Genomic DNA, 24,025 nt, shown 5'->3' with positions numbered 1-24,025 from the left:
ACCCGGTCAGGCCGCGGCCGGCCCTGGCGGGTCGATCCGCACCCCGGTCGTCTCGAGCTCGGCCTCGGTCCGGAGCCGGGCCAGGTCCCGGCCGGCGTCGAGCGCGCCGGCCGTCCCGCCGTCCTCCACCCAGGCCCGCAGCGGCGGGTCGTCGATGCCGACGGCCCGGCAGGTGGCGAGCAGGACGTCGTCGTAGGCGGCGAGCACCGCGAGCCGGCGGACCCGGGTGGTCGGCGGCGCGGGCGGGTGGGCGGCCAGCACGAGGTGGTGGAGCCGCCGGAGGTCGGCGACGAGACGCTCCAGCGGTGGTCCCGTCGGCGGCGGGCAGCGGCGCCGGCGGTGCGCCGCCGCGATCCGGCGGACGACCGTGGGCACCCGCAACAGCAGCCACAGCAGCACCGCGGGACCGAACGAGATCGCCAGGAAGACGGCGATCCCGGTGGCGACCGGGTCGTTCCCGGGCACGTGGACGACGGTACGGCGGCCCGCGTCCCGGGAACAGCCCCGGAGACGACGGCGCCGCGGACACCGGTGGGCGTCCGCGGCGCGCAGGACCGGAGGGGGCGGTTCCGGTCCGCTCCCGGCCCGCGCGGGCCGGGTCGTCGGTGTGCGTCAGTCCTGGCGGAGGTAGCTCAGCAGGCGCAGGATCTCGATGTAGAGCCAGACCAGGGTGGTCATCAGGCCGAAGGCGATGTACCAGGAGTACTTCTCCGGCACCCCGGCGCGGACGGCGTTGTCGGCCGCGTCGAAGTCGAGCAGCAGGCTGAAGGCGGCCACGCCGATCACGACCAGGCTGAAGAGGATCGCGAGCGGGCCACCGTCGCGCAGTCCCAGACCACCGGTGGTGAAGAAGCTCGCGACCAGGTTGGCGATCATCAGGACGACGACGCCGATCATCGCGCCCATGAGCCACTTGGTGAAGCGGGGTGTCACCTTGACCGCACCGGTCTTGTAGACGACCAGCATGCCGAAGAACACCCCGGCCGTGCCGATCAGCGCCTGGAACGCGATGCCCGGGTAGAGCTGGTTGATCGGCCCGGTGATGCCGCCGAGGGCGACGCCCATCGCCACCGAGTACGTCAGCGTCAGCGGCGCGCTGGGCTTCTGCTTGAAGATGACGATCAGCGACACGACCAGGCCGACGACGAACGCCGGAAGCGCCAGGATCCACAGCCCGGAGTACGCGGTCAGGAACCCGGCCACCAGGGCGAGGCCACCACTGATGGCGGTCTTCTGGACGATGTCGTCGATCGTGATCGGACGACCGACCTCCTCCGCGGCCCGGGTCGGGTCGACATAGGACGTCTGGCCGCCGGCGTAGGCGGCGCCCGCGCCTGCCATGCCGCCGCCCGAGCGGTCGAACGTGGCGTAGCCGCCCTGCTGGGTGGGCAGGTTGCGGAACGCCGGGTTGCTCGTGGAGCGCACCTGGATCCTCCTCGACGGATGTGTGCGGGGTCCGCCAGCGGCGACCCTCGCATCCGAACAACGCCGGGAGGGTGCCGGGGGTTCCCGTCGGTAAAAGAAAATTTACCGCGTCCGGGGCGTCCGGCGACACCGCCGCCGCGGTGTCAGCGGTCGGGCAGCTCCACCTGGGGGAAGACCCGCGTCGGGCGCGGCGGTTCGTCGCGCACGGCCGGGAGCTCGGGGGTGGTGTCGTCCCGGTGGCCACGGTCGTCGAGCGGGGCGTCGCCGCGCAGCTCGGAGCGGATCAGGGCCGGCCAGCGGCCGACGGAGCCGATCGCCGCCGCGGCTGCCCGGCGCCCGGGCGGGCTGACCAGGGCCGCGACGACCAGCAACGCGGAGACGGCGAGCAGCACGAGGCCGCCGGTTCCGGGTGCGAACACGGGTGAACCTCCTCGATACCCGGGCATCCGGCCGGGGGCCGCCGGATCCGCCCTCGACATGATCAACGATCCGGCCCGGGACGGGTGACGTGCCCGGCGGGTGTCGGTGGCGGGTACTACGGTCCCCGGAACCGGGCACGACGAGGAAAGGTGGGGCCGGCGATGTGGGCGTTGTTCTCCCGTCACCTGCGGGTGTGGCTGCTGCTGGCGGTGGGTGCGCCGCTGGTCGCCTGGCTGCTCGGCAAGCTCGGCGAGGCGATCGAGCGCCGGCGCGGGCCGAACACCCTCAGCTCGCTCTCGCACAAGGGCCGCCGGTTCCTGGAGCGCCGGACGCGCGGTCCGCTCCGCAAGCGTTCTCATCCCGACGCGGACCGGCTCGCGCGCTGACGGCGCGGGTCAGCTCAGACCGCGAGCAGGCGGCGCAGCCCCCACCCCCGCCGACGGGGGCGCCGCGGCGGCGTGGCCGGGGGTGTCGGGTCGAGCTGCACGCAGCGGGCACAGGGCGCACCGTCGGCCTCGATCAGGGGAGCCGGCGACACCAGGTGACCGCACAGTGCCGCGTAGCGTCCGTTGCGCATCGCATGGGGAGCACACAGCTCCGAGTCGGTTACTTTGTGTGCTCGACTGTCGATCACGGACGTCAGCGTGAGAACCTCGGGCATGTCCGCGTCGTTGACCCGTTCGGCGGTCACAGCGACGACCATCCGAACTTGCATCCATGCGTCGACCGGCGCATTTTCCGAACTCCTTCGCGGTGGCTCGGTTCCCATCGTCGGTCATGTTCCTTGCGGATGCAAGTGCGAACGCACACGCTCCATCACACTCCGCAATTGCCCGAACGCCCTCGGAGGTCCCATGTCCCAGCCGAACGGCATCCGCGCGGTCGACCTCGGCCCGGTCACCTGGCGCCGCCCCGCGGGCGCGCCCGCCGACGGGGACAGCGTCGAGTTCGCCGTCCTCGACGACGGGCAGGTCGCCGTCCGCAACGCCCGCGACCCCGAGGGGCCGGTGCTCGTCTACACCCCGGCGGAGATCGCCGCGTTCGTCGACGGGGCGAAGAAGGGCGAGTTCGACGACATGGTCGAGTGAGCCGGGCTCACGGCAGCAGGTCGTCGGCCTCCCGCCACATCCGCGCCACGACCTCCCCGGCCGGGTCGGTGCTCGCCCGGGCGGCGGCCTGCCCGGCCCAGTGGTTGACCCGGTCCACGCCACCCGGCTCCCCCGCGCGGTAGCGGGCGACCAGGCGTCGCTGGTGCGGGTAGGGCGCCGGGGCGGGGGCGTCCGGCCGGGTCCAGGCACGGACGTAGCCGGTCGGGACGCCGCGGGCCAGCCGCCCGGTGTACGCCCGGGTGGTCACGGTGTCCTCCGGGGCCAGGCCATCGAGGGTGGCGGCCCAGCCGGCGTCGATGCCGGCCTCGGGGGTGCGCAGCAGTGCCGTCCCGACCTGCACCGCGCTCGCCCCGAGGGTCAGCGCGGCGGCCAGCGACCGGCCGTCGGCAACCGCCCCGGCCGCGACGACCGGAACCTCCAGCGCGTCGGCCAGCCACGGGATCAGCGCGAACAGCCCGACCGCGGTGGCCTCGGCGGCGTCCGGGTCGGCGGTGCCGCGGTGCCCGCCCGCCTCCATCGCCTGCGCGACGACGGCGTCCGCGCCCGCCCGCTCGGCGGCCAGCGCCTCCGCACGGGTGGTGGCGGTGGCGAACCACGCGACACCCGCGTCCCGGGCCGCGGCGACCTGGTCCGGCGTCAGCAGCCCCATGATCGTCGAGACGGCGGTGGGGCGGGCCGCCAGCACGGCGTCGAACTGGGCCCCGAAGTCCGGGGCGGGCCCGGCCGCGGGGGCGGCGGTCCCGCCGAGCGCGTCGAGGAACGCCGCCTGCGCGGTGACGTCGTCGGGGGCCGGCGGGTCCGGGATCCACAGGTTCAGCTGGAGCGGGGCGTCACCGGCGAGCTCGCGGTAGCGCCGCACCCAGCCGGCGATCTTCTCCGGCGGGTCGTTGACGACGCCCGAGGCGCCCATCCCGCCGGCGCCGGCGACCGCGGCCGCCAGTTCCGGTGGACAGGCGCCCGCCATCGGTGCTTCCAGGACGGGCACCCGGAGCCCGTGACGCGTGCAGAAACTCTCGGCGCGACTCCGTGCGTTCACGATCACCGAGTCTGCACCGCGCACGGCTGGACCACACGTCCTGTGCGGGGAAGGATCGACCCGATCTCCCCGGCACGAACAGAACGGAGCACGCTCCCCGCATGACCGGCCCGTCGTTCCTGGACCAGCTGCGTGCGCACGCCCCCGAGGTGCTGCCCGCCGCCCTGCCCCGCGACCCCGCCCAGCGCGTGCCCGCCGACCTGCGCACCCCGCACGGCACGACGATCATCGCGTTCACCTGGGCCGACGGCGTGCTCCTCGCAGGGGACCGGCGGGCCACGTCCGGCAACCTGATCGCCCAGAAGGACCTGGTCAAGGTCATGGCGATCGACGACACGTCGGCCGCCGGGTTCGCCGGCTCGGTCGGGCACGCCGTGCTCATGCTCAAGCTGTTCGCGGCCGAGGTGGAGCAGTACGAGAAGGTCGAGGGGGCCCCGATCAGCCAGGACGGCAAGATCCGCCGGCTGTCCACGATCGTGCGGGAGAACCTGGGTGCGGCGCTGCAGGGGTTCGTGGCGTTGCCGCTGTACGCCGGCTACGACGCGTCCGACGCCGACCCGGCCCGGATCGTGACGTTCGATCCCTCGGGCAGCGTCGCGCGCAACCGGTCCGGCTACGCGAGCATCGGATCCGGTTCCGCGTTCGCCGAGGGATCGCTGAAGAAGCGGCACCGGCCGGACCTCGACCGGGACGGCGCGATCGCGCTCGCGGTGAACGCGCTGTGGGACGCCGCCGACGACGACACCGCGACCGCCGGCCCGGACCTGACCCGTTCGCTGTTCCCCACCGTCGTGACGGTCACCGCGGCGGGGACCGAGGAGATCGCGGAGTCCGAGCTCCGATCCGCGACCGACGAGATGCTGGCCGCGCGGGCGGCGCGACCGGGCGGCTGAGTCCTACGGCCGAGCGTGCACCTCGACCCGCGCGGAACCGGTCACCCGCTCCGCCTCGGCGACGACGGCGTCCACGACGGTCCGGGGCAGCTCCTCGAACGGTTCCACCAGCGTCCCCTCCCGGCGGTGCCGCCAGGTTCCGGCGACCTCGCCGCCGGCCAGCAGCGCGCCGGGCGCCGACACCGCCTGCCACACCCGCGACCGGCGTGCCCGGTCCGGGACCAGCAGGGCGCGGTCCACCCGGCGCAGCCAGGCGTCGTGCGGAGGGACGAGCGCGACCCCTTCGGCGACGGGTGCGGCGCGCAGGTCGTCCAGCAGTGCTCCCGGCACCTCGCACCGGCGGTCGTCGACCCGGACGGTGACCCGGCTGCCGGAGCCGGCCTTCCACAGGGGACCGATCGCGGCGGGGTCGCCACCGAACCAGTCCGTCACCGTCGCCCGGGCGACCGGGCCGTCGAACCGGAACCAGGCGTCGAGCAGCGCCGTCCGCGCGTCCACCGTGGACTCCGCCGGGGTCGGCGGGCCGGGTTCGAGGACGGTGCCGGGTCCCGGGACGAGCACGAGCCCGGCGAGCGTCGCCGCGATCCGGAAGTCCAGGTCCGGGACGTGGTCGGCGCCGCAGCGGGCACACCAGGTCGCGCGGTGGGCCACCCGCGCGGTCAGCGCGGTGCTGATCTCCCCCTTGGTCTCCGGGCCGGTCACGACCCGGCAGAGCGCGTCCGCGATCTCCCGGAGCGCGGACACGCGCTCCGGCCCGCCGGTGTCGGTGTCGAGCGGGGCGACCGCGGCGCGCACGGTGCCGAGCCGGTTACGCGCGTGCCGGTGCGGCGCGCCGCGGACCGAGTAGACCAGCACGGTGCCGTCGTCGCCGGCCCCCCGGGCGGCGAGGGAGTGCGCCGCTCCGTCGCGCCGGCCGTCCTGGACACCGAGCAGCAGCAGGTCCGTGCGGGCCCCGACCGGGCGAGCCGCCCCGAGGCCGTGCCGGGACCAGCGGAAGCCGAGCCAGCGCGCCCGGTCCACGGCAGGTGCGGGAGTCACGGCGGGCATTGTCGCCGGGCCGCTGGCACGATCACCAGGATGCGTCCGTGGGTTCCGCTGCTCACCGGTTCGGCCTGCTACGCGGCCGCCCTGCTGTGGGCGGCGCTCGAGCTGCCGCCGGACGGCGTCCCGATGCACGTCGACGCCGCCGGCACCCCGACCCGGCTGGGGACGCGCGCGGACTTCCTCGGTCTCGGCGCGTTCGTCGGGACGCTCATGGTGCTGGTCGGCGCCGGCACGTGCCTGCTGGCGGCGCGCGGCCCGCTGACCGCGCTGAACGTCCCGCACAAGGAGTACTGGACGCACCCGCAGCGGGTGGCACGGCTGCGTTCCATGCTCGTCCACGACATGGGGTGGACCTTCGGGGTGCTGCTGGCGTTCCTGGCGGTCGTGCCGGTGTCGGCGGTGCACGCCACCCGCGTGCAGCCGCCCCGGCTTCCGGCTGGTCCGGTGTGGACGGCCGTCGGGTTGCTCGTGGCCGGGCTGGCGATCTGGTGCGTGTGGCTCACCCGGTACCGCTACCGGCCGTCCTGACCGCGGGCGCGGCGGTAGTGCAGGAACGCGAACCCGTTGCCGAAGCGGTGCTGCCCGGCGAGCTCCAGGCCGGCGCGGACGCCGTCGGGCAGCGCACGCAGGCCACCCCCGACGAGCATCGGCACGAGGTAGAGCTCGACGTCGTCGACGAGGTCGTGCCGGAACGCCTCGGCCGCGAGGGTGGGACCGGAGACCGAGACGTCGTGCGGGGCGCCGTCGACGATCGCGCGGACCCTCACCGGGTCGAAGACGCGTTCCAGCCGGGTCCGAGCGGTGGCGACCTCCGGCAGCGTCGAGGAGTAGACGACCTTCGTCGCGGCCCGCCACGTCCGCGCGAACTCGAGTTCCAGGTCGGGCCACCCCGAGGAGACGTCCTCCCAGACCCGCATCTCCTCGTACATGCGGCGGCCGTAGAGGTGGGTGTCGGCGCCGCGCTCGCGGTCGGTGACGAACGCGAGCACCTCGTCGTCGGGCACGGCCCAGTCGTAGCGTCCGTCGGGGTCGGTGAGGAAACCGTCGGCCGACATGATGGCGGTGTAGCGCAGCCGTCCCATACCGGGATGACTCGTGCGCACCTGAGGACTCATCGCCTCCCGGCCGATCGGTGACCGGGACTCCCACCCTTCGCGGACGCCCCTGATCACGCCTCGCAGTCGCGGTCCGCCCTCGGCATCGCCGGACCGGCCGTCGACGTCGTGAGGTCCGGGCGGCCGAGAATGCCGGTGGTCGAATGTATGTTCGGTCCATGCAGTCGGAGACCATGCCGCAGGGCCTGGCGGGGATGCCCGTCCGCCCGGAGCTGGCTGCGGTGCTCGCCGACCTGGATCCCGCCCGGGTCGCCAACGGCGACATGGTGGAACTGCTGCAGGCCTGGCGGCGGCTGCGCTCGTATGTCGACGCCCACGAGCTGGCCGCGATGGCCGCGGTCGGGCGGTGTGACCCGGACGCACCGCTGTGGTCGACCACCCGGCTACCGGAGCCGGACCCGGACTGCCGGATGGAGATCGCGGTCGCGCTCACCGTGACCGAGCTGACCGCCTGCCGCGAACACGCCCTGGCCGAGATGCTGGTCCACCGCCTACCCGCCGTACACGCCGCCCTGGCCGCCGGAGACATCGACAAGGGCCGGGCCGCGGTGTTCGCCGACCTGCTCGAACCGCTGACCGACACCCAGAACGCCACGATCGTGGCCGACCTGCTGCCCAAGGCCTCGGGCTGGACCAGCGGACAGCTACGGGCCCGGCTGCAGCGACGGGTGATCGCCATCGACCCCGACGCCGCCCGCCGCCGCTACCGCCGCGCCCTGCGCGAGCGGCGGGTGATCTGCTACCTCGACCCCGAGGGCACCGCCACCATCGCAGCCAGCGGGCTCGACCCCACCGCCGCCCAGGCCGCCTGCGAACGCCTCGACGGACTGGCCCACGCGATCCGCGCGGCCGGGCACCCGGCGTCGTTGTCGTGCATCCGGGCCGACCTGGCCACCGCGCTGCTGGACGGCAGCCTGCACACCCTGACCCAGGACCAGATCATCACCACCATGCTCGACCGCGCCACCGAGCACGACGACCCCACCGACCCCGACCCCGCGGGTGCCGCCGACACCGACAGCGACCCCGACACCGGCAAGGACGGCGGCGGCGGCGCGGACGACGCCGAGGAGGACGAGGAGGACCGCGCCCACGGCGGCGCCGACGGCGAGGACCACGGCGAGGACGGCGAGGACGGCGAGGGCGACGGGGCGGACGGCGAGGACGGCGAGGGCGACGGCGCGGACGGCGAGGAGGATGAGGGCGGGGGCGGCGACGGTGGTGGCGGGGATGGCCCCCGCGATCGGGGCCCGCACGACAGCACCGGCCCCGCCGGGAACGCCGGCGGGAGCGACGACAGCACCGGCACCGCTGCCAGCACGGGCGGCAGCAGCACGGGCAGCGGCAGCACCGACCGCAGCGACAGCACCGGGCGCAGCGGCAGCACCGGCCGCAGCGGCAGCAGCGCCGGCGGCGATAGCGGTGGCAGCGGTGAAGGTGGTGGTGGCGTCGGATCCGACGGCCCTGGCTCCGCGGCGTCCCCACCGGTCCCGGAGCCGGCCCGGCCCGGCATCGAGATCCGGATCCGGCTGGCGACCCTGCTCGGACACGACGACCACCCCGCCGAGATCCCCGGTCTCGGCCCGGTCCTGGCCCCCACCGCCCGGGCCTGCGTGACCCGCCACCGGCACGCCGAGTGGCGGTTCGCGATCACCGACCCGGACGGCCACCTCCTGCTCGCCGGCACCACCCGCCGCCGCCCACCCACCGCGCCCACCGGGCGCGGGCCGTCCTCGCCCCGGCAGGCCCACGGCGGCACCGTCGAACTCCAGATCCCCGCGGATCTGCTGGCCGCACTCGCCGCCGACCCGCCACCGGCTGGGCACCCCTGCTCGCCGACCTGGCCGCCCAGAACGCCCGCCGCGACCAGCTCCTGGCCGAGCTCGACAGCCGTCCCGGCGACCGGTTCCCGCACCCCGCGCTGCGCCGCCACATCGAGGTCCGGGACCGCACCTGCAGCTTCCCCGGCTGCCGCCGACCGGCCTGCAAGACCCAGCAGGACCACACCCACGACCACCGCCACGGCGGCGACACCGTCGCCGGCAACCTCGGCCCGCTCTGCGTGCTGCACCACGCCCTCAAGACCGCCGGACGCTGGCAGCTACGACAACCGGCGCCGGGAGTGTTCCACTGGCGCAGCCCGCTCGGCCGCATCTACCTCACCCGCGGCGAGCCCGTCTGCGTGCCCCTGCCCGACCCGCTCCCCGACCCCATCTCCCGGGCCGAGGACGAGCAACCGCCCGCGCCGCCGATCCCGGCCCAACGCGAGATCGACGAGCAACCCCTCTATCCCACGGCACCCCCACCGGCGCCGCGGCAGCGATCGAGCACCCCGGCCACCGACCGGGCCCCACCGGCCCGGTCCGACCCCGCTCCGCCGTTCTGATTCCGAGCGGCGGCCGGACGGGCCGACGTTCACCCGCCACCGTCGACGGTGCTGCCCGACGACGTCACGGGGTTCGCCGGCGTGCTCGGCGTCCGCGGTGCCGCCGGCCACCGGCCGCGCGGTCGTCCCTTCCCCCACCACCGGCACCGGCACGGCCTGGCACGATTCCGGAGTGGACACCCCGGACCTCACCGACCTGCGCCGGCTCACGGCCGCGCCCGCCGTCCGCATCTTCGACGACGAGCCGGTCCCGTCGGAGACGGTGCGTGCGCTCGTCGACGTGGCCCGCCGGACCGGCTCGGCCCGCAACCGGCAGCCGTGGCGCTTCGTCGTGGTCACCGACGCCCCGCTGCGCCGCGCCCTGAGCCGGCTCGGTGCCTACGCCCAGCACGTCGCGACGGCGCCGTGCGCGATCGTCCTGCTGGCCGCGGACGACGGCCGCCGGGACACCCTGTTCGACGTCGGCCGGGCCGCGCAGTCGCTCGTGCTTGCAGCCACCGCGGCCGGGCTCGGCTGCTGCCCGGCGACGCTCTACCCGGACGGGAACGTCCGGGAGGCCGCCCGGCTGCTCGAGGCGCCCGAAGGCTGGGATCCCCGCTGGTGCTTCTCCCTCGGGTGGCCGGGTGCGCGTCCGGTGGGCCGCTCGGCGGTGCCGAGCGGGCGGTTGCCGCTCGACGACGTGCTGATGTGGCGGTGACCGACCGCTCGGGAACCCGCACCCACCGCCGTGGCGGCTTCACTGACGCAACGTCGCGACCTCCTCCAGGAGATCCATCTGTTCCTGGACGCCGACCTCCATGCCGGACTCCAGGATCGCGTCACGGAGCTCGTTGCTCGGGCACTCCGTGAGCAGCGTGAGGATGGTGTGCCAGCCGTTGTCGGTGAAGGTGACGGTGTTCAGCGGCACGTCCCCGCCGGGGTCCGGGGCGTCCGGCATCTCGTACACCTCGGTCGTGACGATCCGCTGGTTGGGGACGATCTCGCGGTACTCACCGTGGAACGCGACCTCGCGCCCGCCCGTGTGATCGTCTCCGACGATCATCACGTACCGCCACCGGCCGCCGACCCGCAGGTCGATCTCGACGCTCGTCATCGTGCCCCGGTGGCCGCTCCACCACCGTTCGACCAGTTCGGGCGTGGTCCAGGCCCGGTACACCTGGCGCCGGGGAGCACAGAGGTCCCGCGTGATCAGGATCTGGTCGTCGGCCGGCAGGGTGATCACTGCGGCTCCGCTGCTACCTGCTGCACGCGCCATCTCGGCTCCTTCCGGGTCCTGTTCACGCCACACCCGAATTGTCGTCCCCCAGCCGGATACGGCAAGCGCGCGAGCTGATCCGACGAGCCGTCGCCGATCATCTGCGTCACGGTGGGAACCATGGACACCGCGCCCTGCCGCATCGGCCTGCTCTACCCGACCCGGGACTGCGGTGAGGACGACTTCGTCCGCTTCGCCGCGCTCGTCGATCCGGCGATCGAGGTGGCGTTCGGGTACGTGCCGTGGGGCGAGTCGGTGTCCGACGTCGCCGACCTGGATCCCGCGGGCAAGCTCGCCGCCGTCCGCGAGCTCGGTGAACCGCGGCGGCTGCAGCAGGCCGTCGACGAGCTGGCCGGCTTCGCCCCGGAGGTCCTGTCGTGGGCGTGCTCGAGCTGCAGCTTCCTGTGCGGCTACGAGGGCGCGATCCACCAGGCGGCGGACCTGGCCGAGCGGGCGGCGCTCCCCGCGAGCAGCACCTCGCTGGCGTTCGTCGCGGCCACGCAGGCACTCGGGGCGCAGCGGGTGTCGGTCGCCTCGGTCTACGGCGAGGAGGGCACCGCGGGCTTCGTCGAGTTCCTCCGCGCCGCCGGGATCAGCACGGTGCACCACGTGGCCTTCGACGCGCCGTCGGACCGGGCCCTGGCCCGGTGGGACCGCGACCGGATCGTCGAGCTGGTCGCGGCCGGCGACTCCGACGACGCCGACGCCGTGCTCGTCCCGGAGACGGCGCTGCACACGGCCGGCCTGCTGGCCGAGCTGGAGGCCCGCACCGGCAAGCCGGTCCTGACGGCGACGCAGGTGACCATCTGGCGGGCGCTCCGGCAGCTCGGCCGGGACGACAGGCGCCCCGGCCTCGGCACGCTGTTCGCGCGCTGACCGGACTCACCCGGCCTGTTCGCTCATCCCGTACAGGTTGCCGTCCGGGTCCGCGAACTGGGCCCACCGGGTCCGGTCGGGTTCCCAGGGCGCCGGGCCCGGTGGCACCGGGAACTCGACGCCGTTCGCCGTCAGCTGCGCGTAGGTCGCGTCCAGGTCGTCACACTCGAACCACACGTGGCTCATCGCACCGACCCGCTCACGCAGCACGGCCCGCAGCTCGGTGTCGGCGCGGGCCAGCACGAGCCGGGTCTGCGCTCCGGGCCAGCGGACCTCGATCCAGCGGTCCTCCCCCGAGTACGGGACGTCGGTCAGCAGCTCGCAGCCGAGCGTCTCGGTGAAGAAGTCCCGGGCCTTCTCCTGGTCGGACACCCAGATCGTCACGAACCTCGGGTATTTGATCATGGGACCTCCCCGTCGAGCAGTCGAGCAGTGGACGGCCGGCGCGCACCCCGAACGTGCGGGCACGGTACAGCCGTCGGGCAGCGGGGAGTACCGGATACGAATTCGAGGACGGCCACCGGACACGGGTCGTAGCATCCCGCGCCATGGCGGGCGCGCGGCTGGGAGCGGTCCTCACGCCGAGGGCGGTCGACTTCCCTCGCTGGTACCAGGAGGTCCTGGAGAAGGCGCAGCTGGCCGACCACGGCCCGGTCCGGGGCACGATGGTCGTCCGGCCGTACGGCTACGCGTTGTGGGAGCGGATGCAGGCCGAGGTCGACTCCCGCATCAAGCGGGCCGGCGCGGAGAACGTCTACCTGCCGCTGTTCATCCCCGAGGGTCACCTCCGGCGGGAGGCCGAACACGTCGAGGGCTTCGACCCCGAGCTGGCCGTCGTGACGCACGCCGGCGGGAAGCCGCTCACCGAGCCCATCGTCGTCCGCCCCACCAGCGAGACGCTGTTCGGCGAGCTGATGGCCCGGTGGATCCAGAGCCACCGCGACCTGCCGTTGCTGCTCAACCAGTGGGCCAACGTCGTCCGCTGGGAGCTGCGCCCCCGGATCTTCCTGCGGACCAGCGAGTTCCTCTGGCAGGAGGGACACACCGCGCACGCGACCGCCGAGGAGGCCGCACGGTACGCCCGGACGATCCACCTCGACGTCTACCGGGACTTCCTGCGCTCGGTCCTCGCGCTGCCGGTGCTGGTCGGGGTCAAGACCGCCCGCGAGCGGTTCGCCGGCGCCGTCGACACGCTGACCTGCGAGGCGATGATGGGCGACGGCAAGGCGCTGCAGTGCGCCACCAGCCACGAGCTGGGACAGAACTTCGCGCGGGCGTTCGACATGACGTTCACCGACGCCGGCGGCGTGCACCGGCACTGCTGGACGACGTCCTGGGGGTGCAGCACGCGTATGGTCGGCGCCCTGATCATGGGGCACGGTGACGACGACGGCCTCGTCGTCCCGCCCCGGCTGGCCCCGGTCCAGGTGGTGGTGCTGCCGGTCCGGGCCGACGACGCCGTCCTCGGCACCGCCCGCGAGCTCGTCGAGGCGATGGGCCGGGCCGGCATCCGGGCGCGCCTCGACGACTCCACGGAGCGCGGGTTCGGACGGCGCGCCACGGACTGGGAGCTGAAGGGCGTCCCCCTGCGCATCGACGTCGGCCCCCGCGACCTCGGGTCCGGGGAGCTGCCGGTGGCCCGCCGCGACACCGGCGAGCGGCTCCGCGTGCCGGTCGCCGAGCTTCCCCGGCGGCTCCCCGCCCTGCTGGAGGACGTGCAGGCCGGGCTGCTCGCCGGTGCCGAGGCCGCGCGGGCCGGCCGGACCGTCGACACCCGCTCCGTCGACGAGGCCCGCGAGGCGGCGCGGACCGGGTTCGCCCGGATCCCGTGGCGCGTGCTCGGCGAGGACGGCGAGCGGGCGCTGGCCGGCGACGCGATCAGCGTCCGGTGCCTGCAGACCGCGGACGGGCGGATCCCGGACGACGTCTCCGGCGACGACGTCCTGGCCGTGGTCGGGCGGAGCTACTGAGCGGCGCGCTCCGACGGGCGGCGCGGAACGTTCTTGCTCCGGTCGCCGGGCGCCTAGCATGCGGGTCGTGGAGCAGCGCATCAGCCTCGTGACCCTGGGCGTCACCGACCTGCACCGCGCCCGCACCTTCTACGAGGCGCTCGGATGGCGCGGCCAGGAGGTCGAGGAGACCGTGTTCTTCCAGGCCAGCGGGCTCGCGCTCGTCCTGTGGGACCGCGGGAAGCTCGCCGCCGACTGCGGCCTGCCCGACGAGCGGGCCGGCGGGTTCGGCGGGATCGCGCTCGCCCACAACGTCCGCTCCGACGGCGAGGTCGACGAGGTGCTGGCCGCGGCCGAGCGGGCCGGCGGGACGGTGACCAAGCCGGCGGCTACCTCGGCCCTGGGTTTCTACTCCGGGGTCTTCACCGACCCCGACGGGCATCCCTGGGAGGTCGCCCACAACCCCGGGTTCACGCTGGCCGAGGACGGCTCGCTGACCCTGCCCGACTTCGGCGGCAGCTGAGAGACACCGTCACCCTGGTGCCGGGTGCGCGTCCTTGAAGGCCTGCACGACCTCGCCGGACACCCGGCCGCGGTCCGACACCTCGATCCCCCGTGCCCTGGCCCAACGGCGGATCTCGGCCGGGGTCGCGGCGGCCAGCACGGCGCCGGTGTCGTCGACGACGGCGTAGTCCCCGCACCGCAGCCCGCGCCGCACCGTGGAGACCTGCTGGTCGGCGAAGGTGTACGGGTAGCGCTCGTGGGCGTCCACCACGATCTCCAGCCCGGAGACCCCGGCCGCGCGTGCCGTGGGGACCCGCACGTCGGGGCGGGCCTGCTTGCGGGTCCGGGGCGACTGCCAGAACACCATCTCCCGGCCGCGGGCGCGGGTGAACACGACCTGGGAGCGCTGCTCGCGTCCACGGTCGGCGATGACGTCGATCGCCGCGCCCCGGCGACGGCACGCGCGCAACGCCACCCGCTCGACGACCTCCGCGTCGCCCGGCCACTCGTCGGGCGGGACCGGATGGCAGTACAGGGCCGAGGTCCGCGGCCAGGTGCCCTTCGTGCGGAACACGAGCACGCCCTCGTCCAGCGGGACCCGCATCAGGAACGGCAGCGAGCTGCCCGGGTCGGGATTGCGGGCGATCTGCAGCTCCATCCCGGCGCACCTCCTCACGAGCGGCACGACGACCCTACGCCCGGCTCACCCCGTCACCCGCGCGGCAGGTGCGGTGCAGGGGCCCTGTGAATCGGAACAACACCGCCCCTCCCGTTGTGTCATTCTCTTATTGCGCGGATCACAACCCCCGTCACAGACTGTCTCCGGGTCTACTCAATCGCAGGAGGAGTCGATGACGCAAGCAACCGGCGGAATCAGCAGAATTCGAACTGCGGTGGACATCGGGGGGACGTTCACCGACGTGTTCGTCGACGACGGCAGTGGTTCGATCAGGACGGCGAAGGTCCCCACGCAGAAGAATCCGATCGACGGTGTTCTCATGGGAATGGAGGCGGCGGACGTCGACTGGCGGGACGTCGCGCTGTTCTCGCACGGGACGACGATCGCCACGAACGCGTTGATCACCCGCCGGTTCCCGCGGATCGCGGTCGTGACGACCGAGGGTTTCCGCGACGTCATCGAGATCCGGCGCGGGAACCGGGACGACCTGTGGGACACCTACAAGGAGATGGCGCCGCCGTACGTGGCCCGCCGGCACCGGCTGACCGTGTCCGAGCGGGTCGACTACTCCGGCAACGTCGTGACCCCGCTGGACGAGGACCAGGCCCGCGACGTGGCGCGGATCCTGCGCAGGCGGCAGGTGGAAGCGGTCGCGGTGTGCCTGGTGAACTCGTTCGCGAACCCGGCGAACGAGGTGCGGCTGGCCGAGATCCTCACCGAGGAGCTGCCCGGGGTCAGCATCACGACCTCCAGCGACGTGCTGCCGGAGATCTTCGAGTACGAGCGGTTCTCCACCACGGTGGCGAACGCCGCGCTGGCGCCGATCATCCAGCCGTACGCCTCCACCCTGGAAGGCCGGCTCAGCGATGCCGGCTACGACGGCGACGTCCTGCTGCTGCATTCCGGCGGCGGGGTGATGACCCCGTCGATGGCCGAGCGGTTCGGGGCCCGGCTCGCCGCGTCCGGGATCGCCGCCGGCGCGATCGCGAGCCGGCACATCGCCCGGATGTGCGGGTTCGAGAACTCCATCGGATTCGACATGGGCGGCACCTCCACCGACGTGTCACTGACCGATCGCGGTGTCCTGAACACCACGACGAACTGGTACGTCGAATACGGCTACCCGATCTGCTTCCCGAGCATCGAGGTCCTGACCATCGGCGCCGGTGGCGGCTCGATCGCCTGGCTCGACGACGGCGGCGCGCTGCGCAACGGCCCGCAGTCGGCGGGATCGGACCCCGGCCCGGCCTGCTACGGCGGCGGCGACCAGATCCCCACGAACACCGACGCCAACCTGGTGCTCGGCATCATCGGTGACGAGCTCGTCGGCGGCGGGATGAAGCTGGACCGCTCGGCCTCGGTCGCGGCGCTGACCCGGCTCGGCGAACCGCTCGGCATGGACGTCGAGGAGACCGCGCAGGCGGTGCTGCGGGTGGCCAACTCGAACATGGCCGACGCGATCCGGCTGATCTCGATCCGCAGGGGTCACGACCCCCGCGACTTCGCACTGGTCGGCTTCGGCGGTGCCGGCCCGCTGCACGCCGCGGACCTGGCCAGGAACCTCGGCATCCCGGCGGTGATCGTCCCGCCGCACCCGGGCGTCACCTCGGCCATGGGCTGCATGCTGGTCGACATCCAGCACGACCTGACCCGGATGTACCTGTCCCCGGTCGACGACGTCGACGCGGCCGAGGTCGCGACCGCGTTCCGGGAGCTGGAGGAGGAGGGACGGGCCCGGCTCGCGGCCGAGAAGGTCGACCCGGAGGACATGGTCTTCCAGTGGTTCATCGACATGCGCTACGCGGGCCAGTGGCGGGCCATCGCGGTGGAGGTCGACCGCCCGTTCGACGTCCTCGCACCGGTCGTCGAGCGGTTCCACGTCGAGCACGGCCGGGAGCACAACTACTCCTCCACCGACGCCCCGGTCGAGATCTACCGGCTCTCCGTGCGGGCCATCGGCGTGACGCCCAAGCCGGATCTGGCCCCGGCCACCCTCAAGGATCCGGCCGAGTGCCGGCCGGAACCGGTCGCGCACCGGCAGGTGCTGTTCGTCGACGAGACCGAGGCCGTCCGGACCGCGATCTACAACCGGTCCGACCTGGAGCCGGGAACGGTCCTCGACGGGCCGTGCATCATCGGCCAGCTGGACTCGACCACGGCGGTACCGCCCGGCACCCGCGCCCGGGTCGACGAGTGGCACAACCTCCAGATCACCCTCACCCGGCCGACCGCCTGACCGACGACCAGCGGGAGCGTAGTCATGACACAGACCGCCGAGAAGAAGCCGAGCTACACGCTCGACCCGGTGACCTTCGAGGTCCTCAAGAACGCGTTCGTCAACACCGTCGACCAGATGGCCGAGCAGATCTTCCGGACCTGCTACTCGTTCGTCATCTACTCGCGGGACTTCTCGTCCGCGTTGTGCGATCCGCACGGGAACACCGTCATGCAGGGCACCGGCGACATCGCCGCGCACGTCGGGACCCTGCACTACACCGCGAAGGCGGTGATCAACGAGTTCGGCGACGACGTCCACCCCGGCGACATCTTCGTCGTCAACGACGTCTACGTCGGCGGCACCCACTTCAACGACACCCGCGTCGTCCGGCCGATCTTCTTCGAGGGCGAGCTGCTCGGCTACGCCCAGGCCAACGGGCACTGGGCCGACGTGGGTGGCGCCGTACCCGGCTCGTTCAACGTCACCGCACTGGACCACTGCGCGGAGGGCCTGCGGATCCCGCCGGTCCGGGTGTGGAGCCAGGACCGGTTCCTCACCGACGTGGCCCAGCTGATCGCCAAGAACACCCGGGCGCCCCGGGACATCATCGGCGACATGCAGGCCCAGGCGGAAGCCACCCGGCTGGCCGAACGCGAGATCCAGCGGCTCTGCCGCAAGTACGGCGTGGACGTCATCCGGGCCGCGTTCGCCGAGGTCCAGGACTACGTCGAGGAGGTCACCCGCACCCGGGTCGGCGCGCTGGCCGACGGGGTGTGGGAGACCGAGGACTACATCGACCAGGATCCCCAGCTCGGCGAGGGCATGATCCCGGTCAAGATCAAGATGACGATCGACGGCGACAGCGTGCACTACGACCTGTCCGGCTCGCACCCGTCGATCTCCACGATGCTCAACGCCACCTTCGGGGGCTCGTTCGCGGCGATCGTGGCCGGCACCAAGATGCAGTTCCCGGACATCCCGCTCAACTCGGGGTTCTACCGCGTGGTCACCGTCGACCTCGGTGACGAGGGCAGCGTCGTCAACGCCGTCTGGCCGACCCCGTGCGCCGGGTTCTGCTCAGGCCCCTTCGAGAAGATCATGAACTCGGTCTTCGAGATCTGGTCGAAGATCCTCCCGGAACGCGCCATGGCCTGCACGTTCAACCTGGAGTACCTGCTGGTCGGCGGCCGCGACGAGCGGCATCCGGACCGGCCCTACTTCATGTGGTACGACTGGATGGTCGGCGGCTGGGGGGCGCGCAACGGCCGCGACGGCTGGGGCGCCACCGGCCCGGTGTTCGGCGTCCAGCTGGGCACGCAGCCGTTCGAGGGCCAGGAACGCCTCGCACCCGTGCTCACCACGGGGCACGAGCTGGTCCCCGACTCCGGCGGACCCGGAACGTGGCGCGGCGGCCTCGGTGCGGAGAAGGGCGGCACGCTCTACGCCGCCACCCGCACCGTCATGTCCTACTGCTGCGACCGCGAGCGGTCGGTCACGTGGGGGCTGTGGGGCGGCCTGCCGTCCATCCCGCACGGGGTGTGGCTCAACAAGGGCACCGACAAGCAGCGCTACCTGGGCTCGATCTTCTCCGGCGAGCCGATCGAACCCGGTGACGTGTTCACCCGGCCCTCCGCGGGCGGCGGTGGCATGGGCGACCCGCTCCTGCGCCCGGTGCAGCAGGTCGTCGAGGACGTCATCGACGGCTACGTCACCGTCGAGCGCGCCGCGAAGGACTACGGCGTCGTGGTGACCGAGGTCGACGCGGAGATCTGCGAGTACGAGGCCGACCTCGAGGCGACCGCGACCACCCGCGAGCACATCCGCCGGCACCGGGCCGGCTGGCTGGCCTGCGACCCGGAGGAGGTCGCCGCCCGATACCGGGCCGGGGAGATCGACGAGCTGGACTCCATCCGGCAGTACGGGGTGATCCTCGACTGGGGCAGCGGCGAGCTGCTCGCGACCACCACCGAGCAGTTCCGCGGCATGCTGCTGCGGCGGATGGCCCCGTTCTGGGAGTCCGGCCTCCCAGCCGGGGCCCGGGACCCCGGTCACTGATCGGTGCGACTGCCCCGCGCGCGGCCCGTGGTCCGGGCCGCGCGCGGGGCCGGCCGGCGCACTGAGCGTCAGCGCACCGCGCGGATCGCGCGGGCCACCGGGCGCCGCGCATCGGACCGGTCGGCGACCCGTTTCTCCCGGGTCCGCAGCGCCAGGTAGAAGTCCACCCGGTCGGCCATCGAGGTGATGCTGCGGCCGGTCAGCTTCTCGATCCGGCCCAGCCGGTAACGGACGGTGTTGACGTGGATCCCCAGCGCGCTCGCGCAGGTCGCCCACTGCCCCGCGGACGACAGGAACACGTCGAGGGTCCGGACGAGCTCCGAGTCGTGCTTCTGGTCGTAGGCCAGCAGCGGGGCGAGCATCGCCGACTCCAGCGACCGGCTCGCCCGCATGTCGTCGGCGAGCAGCATCGCCGCCAGCGGCGGGCCGCCGGTGGTCGTCTCGTCGTCGGCCTCGGGGTCGTGCAGCCGGTTGAACCGGCACACCTGCCGGGCCTCGAGCAGGGTCCCGTAGACCCCCGCCGCGTCCTCGGTGATCGCCGAGCTGGTCCCCAGCACGGCACCGGTCCGCGCGAGGTCCGGTTCGAGCAGCACGGCGAGCTCGGCCAGCGCGCGCTCGACGGCGTCGTCGGCGGACCGGTGGAAGACGAACGCGCTCGCCTCGTCCGGGCCGGCGGCGACGACCGCCGGCGAGCCGACCGCCGCCGCGAACTGGTCGAGCGCCACCACGAGGTGGTCGATGACGTGCCGGTCGGCCGCCGGAACCTGCGCGGTCACGCACACCACGTGCCCGCGGAGCTCCACCCCGAGCGCCCGCGACCAGGCCGCGATCTCGTCCGGGGCCGCGTCCGGAGCGCTCAGCCTGGCCAGGAACTCGGTCGCCGTCGCGACCCGCTCGCCGCGCCGGCGCGCGGTGACGGCCAGCGCCGCGGCCAGGAAGTCACGCGCCTGGTCGACGGCGAGCCTCAGCTCCGTCGACGGTTCCTCGTCGGTGACGACACAGATCACCGCCTCCGCGCGCCGGCCGGCCGGGCCCGGGACGACCGGGAACACCCAGGCCCGGTCGCCGCCGGTGATCGCGATCTCGGCGCCCGACTCCGGGCTCTCCCGCCGCCCGACGACGGCACTCACGTCGGCGATCGACGGCCGGCGTGCCCCGCTCGCGGTGAACACGCCACCGGCGGTCAGCAGCCAGACCGTGCTCGCGCACTCGTCGTGCAGCGCGTCGAGGACCGGCCGGAACTCGCCCTCCGGTGCGACGGCGGCGAGCAGCGTGCGATGCCGCTCCACCGTGCGCATCAGGCCGGCCCGGCGCCGGTCGATCCCCAGGATCAGCGCGCACTCCGCGACGTCCTGCCACTGCGTCCCGGCCGGTGACTCGATCAGGGGCAGGCGCCACCGCTCGCAGGCGCCGATCACGTCGTCCGGGGTGGTGCTCTGCCGCGGCGCCGGCACGACCAGCGCGCTGGCCCGCCGGCGGGCCAGCGCGCAGACGAACCGGTCGATCTCGGGCGGGTCGTGGTTCCACCGGTCGGTCGCGAGCACCAGCTCGCCGCCGGTGAGCGTGCCGGCGGCCTCGACCGTGTCGACCGCCCGGACCCGTCTGATCCACTCACCGAGCCGGTCCGGGCACGCCCGCACGCTCAGCTTGAGGTGCCGGGCGGCGACCAGCTCGGAAACGGTGATCACCGTGCTGTCCCGGACCGCCGGCATTCCCGGGCCACGGTGTCGCCCACGACACCGAGTTCGCGCCGGAACCCCGCCGGCCGCTTGGACGTCGGCACCAGGATGGACGGGTACGGCTCGGGCGGCCGGCACGGGAACCGGTGCACGATGTCGTACTGGCCGTCCGCACGGGCGCAGCCGACGTAGGACGCGTGGCTGGTGTAGTGGTTCGGGTGGATCCGGATCGCCTCTCCCTCCGGGTTCCCGTCGAACGTGAGACCGGTCAGCGCCTGGCGCAGGTTCTCCGGTGTCAGCTCGCCGGCGCAGCGGTCGGCGGCCAGCGCGAACAACCTCACCGCGTTGTAGGCGCCGACCTGGGGTGCGTGCACGACGGTCTCGGCCCCGAACCGGAGCCTCATCGCGGTGACGTACCGGCGGTTGGCCGGGTTGCGCAGCGACCCGAAGTAGGTCGCGGTCATGTAGTGGCCTGCGGCGTGTTCGGCGCCCATCTGCTCCACGTCGAACTCGGTCGTGACGGTGGCCGCGATCGGGAGCGTGTCGGGCGAGTGACCGGCGGCCGCGAACGCCCGGTAGAACGACGACGTCGAATCGGTGCCGACCAGGTTCGAGAACACCACGTCCGGCGCGAGTGCCTCGATCTCCCGCAGCACGGCGTCGAAGTTCGTGGCACCGAGCGGGACGTAGCGGCCACCGACCACCTCACCACCGCGCCTGCGGACGACCTTGCGGACGATCGCACCGAGGGAACGCGGATAGACGTAGTCCGAACCCAGGACGTAGATCTTGCGTCCGATCCGTTCGATGATCCAGTCGACGTAGTCGATCAGGAACTGGTTGGGGATCGCACCCGTGTAGAAGACGTTCCGCTCGGACTCGAGCCCTTCGAAATACGTGCTGTAGAGCAGGAGCGCCCGGCCGCCGAGGAACGCCGGAATCATCGCGACCCGGCTCGACGAGGTGTACCCGCCGACCGCCGCGACGGCTCCGGACTCCTCCAGCAGCCCGCTGATCCTGGTCGGTGCGGCGGCGTGGTGGGCCCCCACGTCGGTGGGCAGGCCGACCAGCTCGCGACCGCCGACCCCGCCGGCCGCGTTGACCTCGTCCACGGCCAGCAGGGCCCCCTGGGCGATCGACTGCTCGACGGCGGCCAGGCCACCCGTGGACGAGAAGAGCAGCAACAGGGGCACCGATTCATGATCACCATGCGTGTCCCGGCGCCGTCGTGCCTGCATGGTGACCGCCCTCTACTCGGTGCCGCCACGACGACGACCACGCCGGACTTCGCGATCGAACCGGACGGATCGGACTCCGCCGAGCTCCCCTGCCTCTCGATTAGTGCCACCGAGGATGACAGGCTGTCAGTCCGATCACAAGACCCGCCATATCGCGTGAGCGCCACGCATTCGCCGGAATCCCGGCACCGCTACGCGGCCCGCGGTTGGACGATCGACCAGCGCGCCGTCCGGCTTTGTAGGGTCATTCAGAAGCTGGTCCCGGCAGCGGCTCGTGTGAGATCCCACAGCCTGCCGCCGGTGACCCGCACCGCCCTGTACACCTACCCAGACTTTACGGTGTGACCGTTGACACATCGAATGGCCCGGGGCAATTCTCTCCTGGTTTCACCATCGTCCGGCCGATCCCGACCGAAATGGGCGGCGCCTTCTCGCACCTGCCTTTCCGCCGGCGCGCACCGGCAATTCAGAGACATCGACCGAGCCCCCAGACAGGAGTCGCAGCATGACCGACGTCGCCCGACAGGTCCCACCACTGGACGTCTCGTACTCCGACGACCCCGCCGTCGTGGCCCAGGCCGCCGCCGAGGACTACTCCCTGCACGCCGTGCCGAAGTCCTGGCGGAGCTCGCGGCTGTCGCTGTCGATGGCCTGGTTCGCGCTGATGAGCGCGATGTTCTGGGTCGTCGTCGGCAGCACGTTGACCTTGAAGATCGGAACCGTCAACACGCTCGTCGGGATCTGCGCCTCGGTCGTCGTCTACGGCCTGATCAACAGCGTGGCCTCCCGGTACGCGAACCTGAGCGGGACCAACGTCGCCCTGTTCTCCCGGTCGGTGTTCGGCCAGATCGGCGCCACGTTCGCCGCGGCCCTGTTCGGGATCACCATCACCTACTACGCGGTGGCGGAGGGATCGATCGTCGCCGTGGCCCTGCACGCCTACTTCGGCGGGCCACCCCTGGAGATCTGGTACCTGATCGTCGTGGCGTACAACGCGCCGCTCGTCATCAAGGGTGTCCGGACCTGGCTGGACAAGGTCAACGGGCTGCTCCTGCCGTTCTACCTGCTCGGCCTCGTCGGCTCGGTGGTGTGGGCGATCGCGAAGTACGGCTACAGCAACGACTGGCTGTTCTTCACCCCGCCCGGGACCGACGGGTTCAGCCTCTCCGGGTCCTGGTTCGCGTTCACCGTCTACATGGGCGTCTGGGTGGTGGTCATGATGACCTGGGACTACGCCCGGTTCGGCCGCAACGAGGACGCCGGGTTCAACGGCCGGGTCACCTTCGGGGTCCCGTTCTACGTCATCACCCTGCTGGTGAACGCCGCGGTCGGCATCCTGATCGTCAGCCTGATCCCGATCCCGGGTGCCCTGTCCGAGGAGACGGCGATCCTGGGCGTGGTCGCGCTGATGGGTTTCTGGGGCATGTTCTGGATCTTCGTCAGCCAGACCAGGATCAACACGGCGAACTTCTACCTCGCGTCGTCGAACTACCAGAACTTCTTCGCCCGCGCCTTCCGCCTGGTGCTGCCGCGCACGTTCTGGCTCGCCGTGGTGGCCGTCGTCGTCTACCTGATGATGCTCACGAACGTGCTGTCCTACCTGCTGCAGGCCCTGCAGTTCCAGGGCGTCGTGATCGTCGCCTGGGTGGCCATCGTGCTCACGCACATCCTCTGGTCCAAGGCGCGCCGGATCCGCCCGGACAGCGTCGAGTTCCGGCCCGGCCGGGTCCCGCTCGTCAACCCCGGCGGGATGACCGCATGGGTGCTCTCCTCGGTCGTCGGGATCGCCCTGCTGGCGGCCGGCGGCGAGTTCGGCGGCACCTGGGCCCCGCCGATCACGTTCGCCGTCGCCGTCGCCTGCTACGGGCTGTCGCTGACCTTCGCCCGGCCGAGCTGGTTCACCCTCGCCCGGCCGCACGACCCGCGTGACGAGGTCGATGACCACTGGGAGAGCCGGATCCGCTGCTTCCACTGCTCGCGGGCCTACGTCGCCTACGAGATGGACCGCGACCCGGCGAACGGGCACCAGCCGATCTGCCTCGCCTGCGCGTCGAACCACCGCGCGTTCCTCGCGGCGGCGCGCGACGAGGCCCGGGCCGTGCCGCGGCCGCACGAGCGGTCGGCCACCACCGTCGACTCCTGAC

At 73.0% G+C, this 24,025-nt stretch carries 23 protein-coding genes; 11 read left to right on the top strand and 12 right to left on the bottom strand.

The window, feature by feature from the left end; translation table 11 throughout:
- Positions 1 to 6: 6 nt before the first annotated feature.
- The 3 genes from H7X46_RS03400 to H7X46_RS03390 form a co-directional block, all read right to left on the bottom strand.
- A complete protein-coding gene (locus H7X46_RS03400) occupies positions 7 to 465 on the bottom strand; it encodes a hypothetical protein (RefSeq protein WP_186358008.1) in 459 nt (152 codons plus the stop codon).
- A 147-nt stretch (positions 466 to 612) separates the two neighbouring features.
- The gene (locus tag H7X46_RS03395) at positions 613 to 1,425 is read right to left on the bottom strand and encodes a Bax inhibitor-1/YccA family protein (RefSeq protein WP_186358007.1); all 813 of its coding nucleotides are present in this window, start codon (positions 1,423 to 1,425) and stop codon (positions 613 to 615) included.
- Positions 1,426 to 1,568: 143 nt separating this feature from the next.
- The gene (locus H7X46_RS03390; RefSeq protein ID WP_186358006.1) at positions 1,569 to 1,844 is read right to left on the bottom strand and encodes a hypothetical protein; all 276 of its coding nucleotides are present in this window, start codon (positions 1,842 to 1,844) and stop codon (positions 1,569 to 1,571) included.
- A gap of 162 nt (positions 1,845 to 2,006) precedes the next feature.
- Between H7X46_RS03390 and H7X46_RS03385 the strand changes: the two genes are divergently transcribed.
- Positions 2,007 to 2,231: a hypothetical protein gene (locus tag H7X46_RS03385; RefSeq protein ID WP_186358005.1), complete on the top strand. Its 225-nt coding sequence runs from the start codon at positions 2,007 to 2,009 to the stop codon at positions 2,229 to 2,231.
- A gap of 14 nt (positions 2,232 to 2,245) precedes the next feature.
- On the opposite strand, the gene H7X46_RS03380 is transcribed toward H7X46_RS03385, so the two are convergent.
- Positions 2,246 to 2,536, bottom strand: coding sequence for a hypothetical protein (locus tag H7X46_RS03380; protein ID WP_186358004.1), 291 nt, complete (start codon positions 2,534 to 2,536; stop codon positions 2,246 to 2,248).
- Between the two features lie 163 nt (positions 2,537 to 2,699).
- On the opposite strand from H7X46_RS03380, the gene H7X46_RS03375 reads away from it, so the two are divergent.
- The gene (locus H7X46_RS03375) at positions 2,700 to 2,933 is read left to right on the top strand and encodes a DUF397 domain-containing protein (protein ID WP_186358003.1); all 234 of its coding nucleotides are present in this window, start codon (positions 2,700 to 2,702) and stop codon (positions 2,931 to 2,933) included.
- Positions 2,934 to 2,940: 7 nt separating this feature from the next.
- Here the strand turns inward: H7X46_RS03375 and H7X46_RS03370 are convergent, their stop codons facing one another.
- Positions 2,941 to 3,990, bottom strand: coding sequence for a nitronate monooxygenase (locus H7X46_RS03370; RefSeq protein WP_186358002.1), 1,050 nt, complete (start codon positions 3,988 to 3,990; stop codon positions 2,941 to 2,943).
- Positions 3,991 to 4,091: 101 nt separating this feature from the next.
- Between H7X46_RS03370 and prcB the strand changes: the two genes are divergently transcribed.
- Entirely contained in the window at positions 4,092 to 4,883 is a 792-nt protein-coding gene (gene prcB, locus H7X46_RS03365) for a proteasome subunit beta (protein WP_186358001.1), read from the top strand.
- Positions 4,884 to 4,886: 3 nt separating this feature from the next.
- On the opposite strand, the gene H7X46_RS03360 is transcribed toward prcB, so the two are convergent.
- Complete coding sequence (locus H7X46_RS03360) at positions 4,887 to 5,921, bottom strand: crosslink repair DNA glycosylase YcaQ family protein (protein WP_186358000.1); 1,035 nt, start codon at positions 5,919 to 5,921, stop codon at positions 4,887 to 4,889.
- A 39-nt stretch (positions 5,922 to 5,960) separates the two neighbouring features.
- On the opposite strand from H7X46_RS03360, the gene H7X46_RS03355 reads away from it, so the two are divergent.
- Positions 5,961 to 6,455, top strand: coding sequence for a hypothetical protein (locus tag H7X46_RS03355; protein ID WP_186357999.1), 495 nt, complete (start codon positions 5,961 to 5,963; stop codon positions 6,453 to 6,455).
- Here H7X46_RS03355 and H7X46_RS03350 read toward each other — a convergent pair.
- Complete coding sequence (locus H7X46_RS03350) at positions 6,440 to 7,030, bottom strand: dihydrofolate reductase family protein (RefSeq protein WP_370588586.1); 591 nt, start codon at positions 7,028 to 7,030, stop codon at positions 6,440 to 6,442. The two genes, H7X46_RS03355 and H7X46_RS03350, sit on opposite strands and share 16 nt — an antisense overlap.
- A 170-nt stretch (positions 7,031 to 7,200) precedes the next feature.
- On the opposite strand from H7X46_RS03350, the gene H7X46_RS03345 reads away from it, so the two are divergent.
- On the top strand, positions 7,201 to 10,125 hold the full coding sequence (locus H7X46_RS03345) for a nitroreductase family protein (protein ID WP_186357998.1): 2,925 nt from the start codon (positions 7,201 to 7,203) through the stop codon (positions 10,123 to 10,125).
- 39 nt (positions 10,126 to 10,164) lie between these two features.
- Here the strand turns inward: H7X46_RS03345 and H7X46_RS03340 are convergent, their stop codons facing one another.
- Positions 10,165 to 10,683, bottom strand: coding sequence for an SRPBCC family protein (locus tag H7X46_RS03340; protein WP_186357997.1), 519 nt, complete (start codon positions 10,681 to 10,683; stop codon positions 10,165 to 10,167).
- Between the two features lie 120 nt (positions 10,684 to 10,803).
- Between H7X46_RS03340 and H7X46_RS03335 the strand changes: the two genes are divergently transcribed.
- Complete coding sequence (locus tag H7X46_RS03335; protein WP_186357996.1) at positions 10,804 to 11,559, top strand: decarboxylase; 756 nt, start codon at positions 10,804 to 10,806, stop codon at positions 11,557 to 11,559.
- Positions 11,560 to 11,565: 6 nt separating this feature from the next.
- Here H7X46_RS03335 and H7X46_RS03330 read toward each other — a convergent pair whose 3' ends face one another.
- Positions 11,566 to 11,964 (bottom strand): VOC family protein, encoded by a 399-nt coding sequence (locus tag H7X46_RS03330; protein ID WP_186357995.1) that lies wholly within the window; start codon positions 11,962 to 11,964, stop codon positions 11,566 to 11,568.
- Positions 11,965 to 12,107: 143 nt separating this feature from the next.
- Here H7X46_RS03330 and proS point away from each other — a divergent pair, with 143 nt between their 5' ends.
- On the top strand, positions 12,108 to 13,529 hold the full coding sequence (gene proS / locus H7X46_RS03325; RefSeq protein WP_186357994.1) for a proline--tRNA ligase: 1,422 nt from the start codon (positions 12,108 to 12,110) through the stop codon (positions 13,527 to 13,529).
- 67 nt (positions 13,530 to 13,596) lie between these two features.
- Complete coding sequence (locus H7X46_RS03320; RefSeq protein WP_186357993.1) at positions 13,597 to 14,031, top strand: VOC family protein; 435 nt, start codon at positions 13,597 to 13,599, stop codon at positions 14,029 to 14,031.
- Between the two features lie 9 nt (positions 14,032 to 14,040).
- Here the strand turns inward: H7X46_RS03320 and H7X46_RS03315 are convergent, their stop codons facing one another.
- Complete coding sequence (locus tag H7X46_RS03315; protein ID WP_186357992.1) at positions 14,041 to 14,670, bottom strand: histone-like nucleoid-structuring protein Lsr2; 630 nt, start codon at positions 14,668 to 14,670, stop codon at positions 14,041 to 14,043.
- 235 nt (positions 14,671 to 14,905) lie between these two features.
- Here H7X46_RS03315 and H7X46_RS03310 point away from each other — a divergent pair, with 235 nt between their 5' ends.
- A complete protein-coding gene (locus tag H7X46_RS03310) occupies positions 14,906 to 16,927 on the top strand; it encodes a hydantoinase/oxoprolinase family protein (protein ID WP_370588585.1) in 2,022 nt (673 codons plus the stop codon).
- Positions 16,928 to 16,951: 24 nt separating this feature from the next.
- A complete protein-coding gene (locus H7X46_RS03305; RefSeq protein ID WP_186357990.1) occupies positions 16,952 to 18,964 on the top strand; it encodes a hydantoinase B/oxoprolinase family protein in 2,013 nt (670 codons plus the stop codon).
- A gap of 68 nt (positions 18,965 to 19,032) precedes the next feature.
- On the opposite strand, the gene H7X46_RS03300 is transcribed toward H7X46_RS03305, so the two are convergent.
- Complete coding sequence (locus H7X46_RS03300) at positions 19,033 to 20,652, bottom strand: helix-turn-helix domain-containing protein (RefSeq protein WP_186357989.1); 1,620 nt, start codon at positions 20,650 to 20,652, stop codon at positions 19,033 to 19,035.
- Positions 20,649 to 21,836 (bottom strand): transporter substrate-binding protein, encoded by a 1,188-nt coding sequence (locus H7X46_RS03295; protein ID WP_186357988.1) that lies wholly within the window; start codon positions 21,834 to 21,836, stop codon positions 20,649 to 20,651. The genes H7X46_RS03300 and H7X46_RS03295 overlap by 4 nt, the downstream gene beginning before the upstream one ends.
- Before the next feature lie 550 nt (positions 21,837 to 22,386).
- Between H7X46_RS03295 and H7X46_RS03290 the strand changes: the two genes are divergently transcribed.
- The gene (locus H7X46_RS03290; RefSeq protein WP_186357987.1) at positions 22,387 to 24,024 is read left to right on the top strand and encodes a cytosine permease; all 1,638 of its coding nucleotides are present in this window, start codon (positions 22,387 to 22,389) and stop codon (positions 24,022 to 24,024) included.
- Position 24,025: the final 1 nt, after the last annotated feature.

Source organism: Pseudonocardia sp. C8 (genome assembly GCF_014267175.1).
GTDB lineage: Bacteria > Actinomycetota > Actinomycetes > Mycobacteriales > Pseudonocardiaceae > Pseudonocardia.
Note: the sequence above shows the minus strand (reverse complement) of the source record. Positions and strands in the feature narration are given on the sequence as shown.